The organism is Streptomyces sp. NPDC059455 (assembly GCF_042750115.1).
Lineage (GTDB): Bacteria > Actinomycetota > Actinomycetes > Streptomycetales > Streptomycetaceae > Streptomyces > Streptomyces endocoffeicus.
This window is the reverse complement of sequence record NZ_JBHYVB010000162.1, coordinates 20,099-27,215: the sequence shown is the minus strand read 5'-3', so window position 1 is coordinate 27,215 and position 7,117 is coordinate 20,099. Positions and strand designations below refer to the sequence as shown.

At 72.3% G+C, this 7,117-nt stretch carries 3 protein-coding genes and 1 pseudogene; 3 read left to right on the top strand and 1 reads right to left on the bottom strand.

Going from position 1 to position 7,117, the window contains the following annotated elements; all coding sequences use genetic code 11:
* Positions 1 to 5,138: beta-ketoacyl synthase N-terminal-like domain-containing protein (locus ACFXB5_RS39430; protein WP_385217724.1), on the bottom strand; the 5,138-nt coding region annotated here is incomplete at its 3' end.
* 363 nt (positions 5,139 to 5,501) lie between these two features.
* Between ACFXB5_RS39430 and ACFXB5_RS39425 the strand changes: the two are divergent.
* From ACFXB5_RS39425 to ACFXB5_RS39415, 3 genes and pseudogenes are all read left to right on the top strand, one after another.
* Positions 5,502 to 5,954: pseudogene (locus ACFXB5_RS39425) on the top strand (tellurite resistance TerB family protein); the annotation flags it as partial.
* A 69-nt stretch (positions 5,955 to 6,023) separates the two neighbouring features.
* A complete protein-coding gene (locus ACFXB5_RS39420) occupies positions 6,024 to 6,389 on the top strand; it encodes an ArsR/SmtB family transcription factor (protein ID WP_385217730.1) in 366 nt (121 codons plus the stop codon).
* A 65-nt stretch (positions 6,390 to 6,454) separates the two neighbouring features.
* The gene (locus tag ACFXB5_RS39415; RefSeq protein ID WP_385217721.1) at positions 6,455 to 7,012 is read left to right on the top strand and encodes a DUF1707 domain-containing protein; all 558 of its coding nucleotides are present in this window, start codon (positions 6,455 to 6,457) and stop codon (positions 7,010 to 7,012) included.
* Positions 7,013 to 7,117: the final 105 nt, after the last annotated feature.

Below are 7,117 nucleotides of genomic sequence, written 5' to 3'. Positions count from 1 at the left end.
TGGCCGATGACGGCGTCGGGGTGGATGCCTACGGATTGCCAGAGGGCGGCGAGGGAGACGACGACGGCGAAGGTGGCGGGCTGGACGACGTCGACACGCTCGAGGCTCGGGGCGTCGGGTGCGCCGGTGATGACGTCGATGAGCGACCAGTCGGTGTATGGGGCGAGTGCTTCGGCGCATTCGTGGAGGCGAGCGGCGAACACGGGTGAGGTGTTGAGGAGTTGGGCCCCCATGCCCACCCACTGGGCGCCCTGGCCGGGGAAGACGAAGACGGTCTTGCCGTCGGTCCCGGTCTGTCCGGTGATCAGGTGCGGGTCGGGCCGTCCTTCCGCCAGGGCGCGGGCGGTCGTCATGCCCTCGTCGGTGTTCGTGGCGAGGATGACCGCGCGGTGTTCCAGGGCGGCGCGGGTGGTGGCCAGTGACCAGCCCACGTCCACCGCACGTGGAGCGTCCCCCGCCTCCAGGTGGCGGACCAGTCGCTCTGCCTGAGCCCGCAGCGCCGCCGGGGTCTTCCCTGACAGCACCCACGGCACTACCCCGCCGGTGGCCACCAGCCCAGGTGCACCCGAGCCATCCGACTCCGCCTCAGCCGGGCCAACTTCCGGCGCCTGCTCCAGGATCACATGCGCGTTCGTCCCACTGACGCCGAACGACGAGATCCCCGCACGACGCGGACGCCCCGTCTCCGGCCACGCCCGCGCCTCGCTCAGCAGCGACACCGCACCCGTAGCCCAGTCCACCTTGCTCGTGGGCTCGTCGGCGTACAGCGTCTTCGGCAGCGTGTTGTGCCGCATCGCCAGCACCATCTTGATCACACCGGCCACGCCCGCCGCCGCCTGCGCATGCCCGATGTTCGACTTCAACGAACCGAGCCAGAGCGGCTGCTCCTCCGACCGTTCCTGTCCGTAGGTGGCCAACAGGGCCTGGGCCTCGATCGGGTCGCCAAGACTGGTACCGGTGCCGTGTGCCTCGACCACATCCACATCGGCCACGGCCAGCCCGGCGTTCGCCAGTGCCTGGCGGATCACCCGTTCCTGGGACGGGCCGTTGGGTGCGGTGAGGCCGTTGCTCGCGCCGTCCTGGTTGACGGCGGTGCCACGTACGACGGCGAGCACCTGGTGCCCGTTGCGGCGAGCATCGGACAGCCGCTCCAGCAGCACCAGACCGACACCCTCGGACCAGTTGGTGCCATCGGCCCCCTCCGCGAAGGACTTGCAGCGGCCGTCGGGGGCGAGGCCGCGCTGGCGGGAGAACTCGATGAACGACGTCGGCCTGCTCATCACCGCGACACCCCCGGCGAGCGCCAACGAGCACTCGCCCGTACGCACCGCCTGAACCGCCAGGTGCAGCGCCACCAGCGATGACGAGCAGGCCGTGTCCACGGTCACCGCGGGCCCGGTCAGGCCCAGCGCGTAGGCCACGCGTCCGGACACGACGCTCCCCGCGCTGCCCACGCCGAGATGGCCTTCCAGGCCCTCCGCCGCGGTCCCGGCGTCGGACCCGTAGTCGTGGTACATCACTCCGCTGAACACGCCGACGTCGGTGCCGTGCAGCGACGTCGGGTCGATTCCGGCGTTCTCGACGGTCTCCCACGCCGTCTCCAGCAGCAGCCGCTGCTGGGGGTCCATGGCCAACGCCTCACGGGGCGAGATGCCGAAGAAGGCCGCGTCGAATCCGCCCGCGTCGCTGAGGAAACCGCCCTCGCGCACGTAGGACGTGCCCACGGCGTCCGGATCGGAGTCGAACAGCCCGGCCAGGTCCCAGCCCCGGTCCTCAGGGAACCCGGCGATCGCGTCCCGGCCGTCGGCCACCAGCCGCCACAGGTCCTCGGGCGTCCTGACCTCGCCCGGGAGGTGGCAGCCCATCGCGACGATCGCCACCGGCTCGTCGGACACCCCGCGCGCCCGCACCGGCGGCTGCTCTCGCTCGCTCCGCCTCCCGGTGATCTCCCGCACCAGATGCCGCGCCAGCGCGGCGGGGGTCGGGTGGTCGAAGACCACCGTGGCGGCGAGCCGTGCCCCGGTGGCCGCGTTCAGCCGGTTCCTCAGCGCGACGGCGGTCAGGGAGGTGAAGCCGAACGCGCTGAACGCCTGGTCGGCCTCGATCGCGTCGGCCGAGGCCAACCCCAGCGCCGCCGCGGCGTGTTCGCGCACGAGCGCCAGCGCCGTGCGCTGTCGGCCGGATTCGCTCTCGGCTTCCAGCCGCCGCCGGAACTCCGTGGTGGCGCGCTCGTCCGACGTCGGTACGCCGGACGGCGCGTCCACCAGGTGGCGCAGCACTGCGGGCACCGGCTCGCCGCCCGGCAGCCCCGTGGTGCTCGGCCTCAGCAGCACCAGCGGTCCCTGGTCGGCCGTCAGCGCCGCGTCGAAGAGGGCCAGCGCCTCGGGCAGGGGAACGGCACCGGCCACCGGCGTCGTGCCGTGCTCGCCCGGCAGCGGGCCCCATGCCAGGGCCAGCCCGCCAAGGCCCAGCGCCCGGCGCCGCCGCACCAGGGCCTCGCCGAACTGGTCGGCGGCCGCCCGCTCCGGGCGGCCCGGCGAGCCCAGCACTCCCGCGGCGGAGGTGACGACGACGAACAGCGCCGGGTCGGCCCGCCGGGTCCGCTCCTCCAGGTGCGTCATGCCACGCAGCGACGCGTCGAGCGACCGCTCCGGGCCCGGCTCCTCGATGTGCACCGCGGCGGTCACCGGCCGGTCCCGCGCGTCCAGCACCGCGTCCAGCGCCGTTCGGTCGGCCGGATCGCACACGGCCATCGAGGCCTCGGCCCCGCCCTGCCCCAACTCGGTGCGCAGCGCGGCCGACGCGTCCTCCGGCAGGCCGTTCGCGCTGAGCAGCAGCAGGTGGCGGGCGCCGTACGCGGTCACCAGGTGGCGGGCCAGCGCGGTGCCGCGGGCGGTGTCGCCACCGGTGATCACGACCAGTCCGTCCGGGTCGAGGGCCGGGGCGGGGCCCGGCTCCGGGGGGACCGAGATCCGGGTCAGGCGCGGCACCAGCAGTACGCCGGTACGGATCGCCGCCTGGTCGTGCCCGTCCTCGACGGCACGCCGCAGCGCGGCCTCCCGGCCGTCCTCCCTGCCTCTGCCGACGTCCGCGGACGCATCCAAGTCCCCGGACACGTCCACCAGCGTCAGACGGCCGGGGTACGCGGCCTGCAACGACCGCACCACACCCCACAGCGCCGCCGCCAGGGGCTCCGGTGCGGCCTCCTCGGCGCCGGTGGCGACCGCGCCCGTCGTGGCCACCACGAACCTCGTCCCGGCCAGCCGGTCGTCGGCCAGCCACGCGCCCAGCCGGGCCGCCGGCTCACCGGTCGGGTCCAGCCCCTCGTCCCATATATCCCGCATATCCTGTATGTCGCACATACCCCGCACCGCGGGTGCCACCACGACCACATCCGGGCTCGGGCAGCCGTCCGCCACCTCAGCGCTGTCCACCACCCGTACGTCCACCCCGATGCCCCGCAGCCCCTCCGCGAGGCCGAGCGCGTCGGCGTCCATCAGCGCCCAAGTGCCGTTCCCAGCCGAGGCGTCCGGCAGCGCCGCCTGCGGTACCCAGTCCAGCCGCAGCAGCGAGTCGTACTGGCCGTCCCCGGCGGCCCGCAGCCGTGCGGGCAGCTCCAGCAGCACATGCCGGGTGATCTTCCCCGAGGCGGTGCGCGGCACCCGCGCGATCTCGTAGATCTCCTCCGGCACCTTGAAGTACGACAGCCGCTCGCGGCACATGGCCAGCAGCGCCGACGGATCGAAGCCGTCCGGGCCCGGCACCACGAAGGCCACCGGCACCTCGCCGAGCACCGTGTGCGGCTTGCCCACCACGGCCACGTCCGCCGCCCCGGGCACGGTGCGCAGCACGGCCTCGACCTCGCCCGGGTGGATGTTCTCCCCGGCGCGGATGATGAGCTCCTTGATCCGGCCCGTCACCGTGCAGAATCCGGCCTTGTCGCGGCGGCCGAGGTCCCCGGTGCGGTACCAGCCGTCGCGCAGCGCCGCGGCCGTCGCCTCCGGCTGGTTGTGGTACCCGGCCATGATGTTCGGCCCGGACACCCAGAACTCGCCCTCCTGCCCGGCCGGAACGTCCACACCCGTGTCCGGGTCCACCAGTCGCACCGTCAGCCCCGGCACCGGCAACCCGCACGAGCCCTCGACCCGCTGGCCGGTGGGCCAGTTCACCGCGATCGAGCCACACGTCTCGGTGCTGCCGTACGCGTCGACGAGCGGCACCCCGAAGGTGGACTCGAACGACCTGACCAGGTCCGCCGTGGCCACCGCCCCGCCCACGAGGGCGATCCGCAGCTCGGGTGCGGCGAAGTCACGCTCCCGCGCCGCCTCGATCAGGTGGTGGTAGAGCGTCGGCACTCCGGCGACGAAGGTCGAGCGGTCCTCGCGCAGCGCCTCCAGCACATCGGCCGTCGACACCCCGTCCACGATCCGGGTGCTGGCCCCGACGGCGGTCGCCGCCAGCAGACATACGATGTGCGAAAGGCTGTGGAAGAGGGGAAGCGGCCACAGCACGCGGTCCTCGGCGGTCAGCCCCGTCACGGGTACGTAGCAGGCGGCCAGGGACCACAGGCAGTTCCGCTGTGTGGAGAGCACGCCCTTCGGCAGGCCGGTGGTGCCCGAGGTGTAGAGCATCCACGCGATCTCGTCCAGGCCCAGGTCGTCGCGGGCCGCCAGCTCCGGCTCCGTGTCCGGCAGCGGCTCGAACGCGACGAAACCCTTCGGCAGCGGGCCGTCCCCGCTGACCACCACCCTCAGCTCCGGGAACTGCTCCCGTAGCCGGTCGAACTGTTCGGCGTGGGCGATGTCGGTGAGCACCAGCCGGGCGCCGCTGTCGGCCAGTAGATACGAGAGCTCCGCATCGGTCGAACGCGGGTTGACCGGCACCGTGATGGCGTTCGCGCGCAGGACGCCGAAGTAGCTCTCCAGCATCTCGACGCGGTTGCCCAGACAGATCATCGCGCGGTCGCCGGGGTGCAGCCGCAGCCCGGCGAGATGGCCGGCCAGCCGACGGGTACGGCGCTCGAGTTCGGCATGGCTGACCGTACGGTGGCCGTCGGAACAGGCCGGCTTGTCACCGAAGCGATCCGCGTTGGCCTGGAGCAGTTCCGGCACCGGCCGGATCAGGTCAGTCCGTAGCATGCCGCCACACCTCTCGGTTCGAAGCAGGGCGCGCGGGAGCTGCGACCGACCCGCGCGGGATCGCCCCGTGCGCGGGACAGCCGCGCTCCGGTTGCGCGGCCTGGGGGAAAGAAGGCCCGGGAGAGAAAGCTCCAACGAGCTCGAAGAAGCTCGCCGCTGTTGTTGAAATTCTTGTTCCGGCAGCGAGCGGGCCGTCCCCTAAACATCCCCCTCATTCCCCCTGACCGCGGTGGTGGCAGCGGCAGTCAGGAGGGTGGCAGCGGCAGTCGGGAGGAATGGGGGGATGGTCAGCGCGGAGTCTCTACAAACATGTAGATTCTGTTTTCTCCCCACAATGGAGGTATTACTGAGAAGGAGATGCAGATGACGCTGTGGGACCGCCTCAGGGACTCGGTCCAGACGATGCAGGCGCAGCTCACGGCGAAGAAGCACGAGTTGCAGAGCGGGGCGTTCCGGGACGCGAGCATGGCCATGTGCGCCTTGGTGACGGCGGCGGACGGCACGATCGACCCGTCCGAGCGGCAGCGCGTCGCCCAGCTCATCGCCACCAACGACGTGCTCCAGAACTTCCCCCCGGACGATCTGCACCGCCGCTTCGAGGACCACCTCGACGAGCTCATCAGGGACTTCGCCCTCGGCAGGGCGAGCGCCATGCGGGAGATCGGCAAGGCGAAGAGAAGGCCCGCCGAGGCGCGGGCCGTCATCCAGATCGGCATCGTCATCGGCTGCGCCGACGGCTACTTCGACGAGAGCGAACGGGACGTCGTCCGCGAGGCGTGCTCGGCCCTGGACATCCCCCCGACCGAGTTCGACCTCCACCGCCCCCTCCGCGTCCCCCGCCCGTACCGTGCCCCGGACGAGCTCCCGCGAGCGGCGGGCGAGCGAGTGTCCGGGCGGGCGGACTCCGGTACGGGGCGGGCGATACGCCCCGGGGCCGCCGTACCCGGCGACGACCTCCAGGTCTTCCTCAAGGCGCTGACCAGCGGAACCCGTCAGAAGCTCTTCGCACACTTCGCCGACGGGGAGGAACTGACCGTCGGGGAGGTCGCCGAGCGTGCCGGACTCGGCCCGTCGACCACCTCCGAGCACCTCGCGGTCCTCCGGCGCGGCGGCCTGCTCCAGTCGACGCGCAGCGGCAAACTGGTCCGCTACCGCGCCGACAGGGAAGGCATCGCCGAACTGCTCGGCCAGCTCCATTCCTACCTCCTCGCGCCCTCCGAACCGCAGGACACCCCTCCCGCCCACGGCTAGGTGACCGCACGGGTTCGCCGGATCGGGCCATCACCGTGGCTCCGGCGCGGCAGTAGAGTGCGACGGTGACCTCTCCGCCGGAAAACCCGCCGTCACTCGTCAGCGAAGACGACCGCGACACGGCCGTGCGGCGCCTTCAGGACGCGTACGCCGAAGGGCACATCTCGCACGAGGAGATGGACCAGCGCCTCCATACGGTGCTCACCGCCACGACCCACGACGAGCTTGTGTCGGCGCTGGCCTCGCTCCCGGCGGGGCCCCCGGACACCACGTCCACGATCGCCGCCCACAGCGGACGGATCCGGCGGCGCGGCCCATGGCGGGTGCCACGGACCCTCAAGGTCGAGTCGGCGTTCGGCAGGGTGCACCTGGACCTGTCCCGGGCGGTCATCGAGCATCCGGTCGTCGACATCGAGCTGCGACTGGGCACCGGCAGGGCCAGGATCACGGTGCCGCGCGACGCGATCGTCGACGTCGAGGGCCTGCAGACCGGGTGGAAGGACCTGCGCTACAAGCCCCGGCCGCCCCTGCCCGGCGGCCCCGGTGGTCCAGGCGGCCCGAAGATCCGGATCTCCGGGGCCGTGGGGTTCGGACGCTTGAAGATCCGCCACGCGCGGCGTTGAGGCCCCGTTCGGCGCCAGAGCCACCTGCCCGGCACCTCTCTGGCTCCTCCGACTCTTGACTTTCCTATCGGGAAAGTAGCACGCTTACTTTCCCGATAGGAAAGT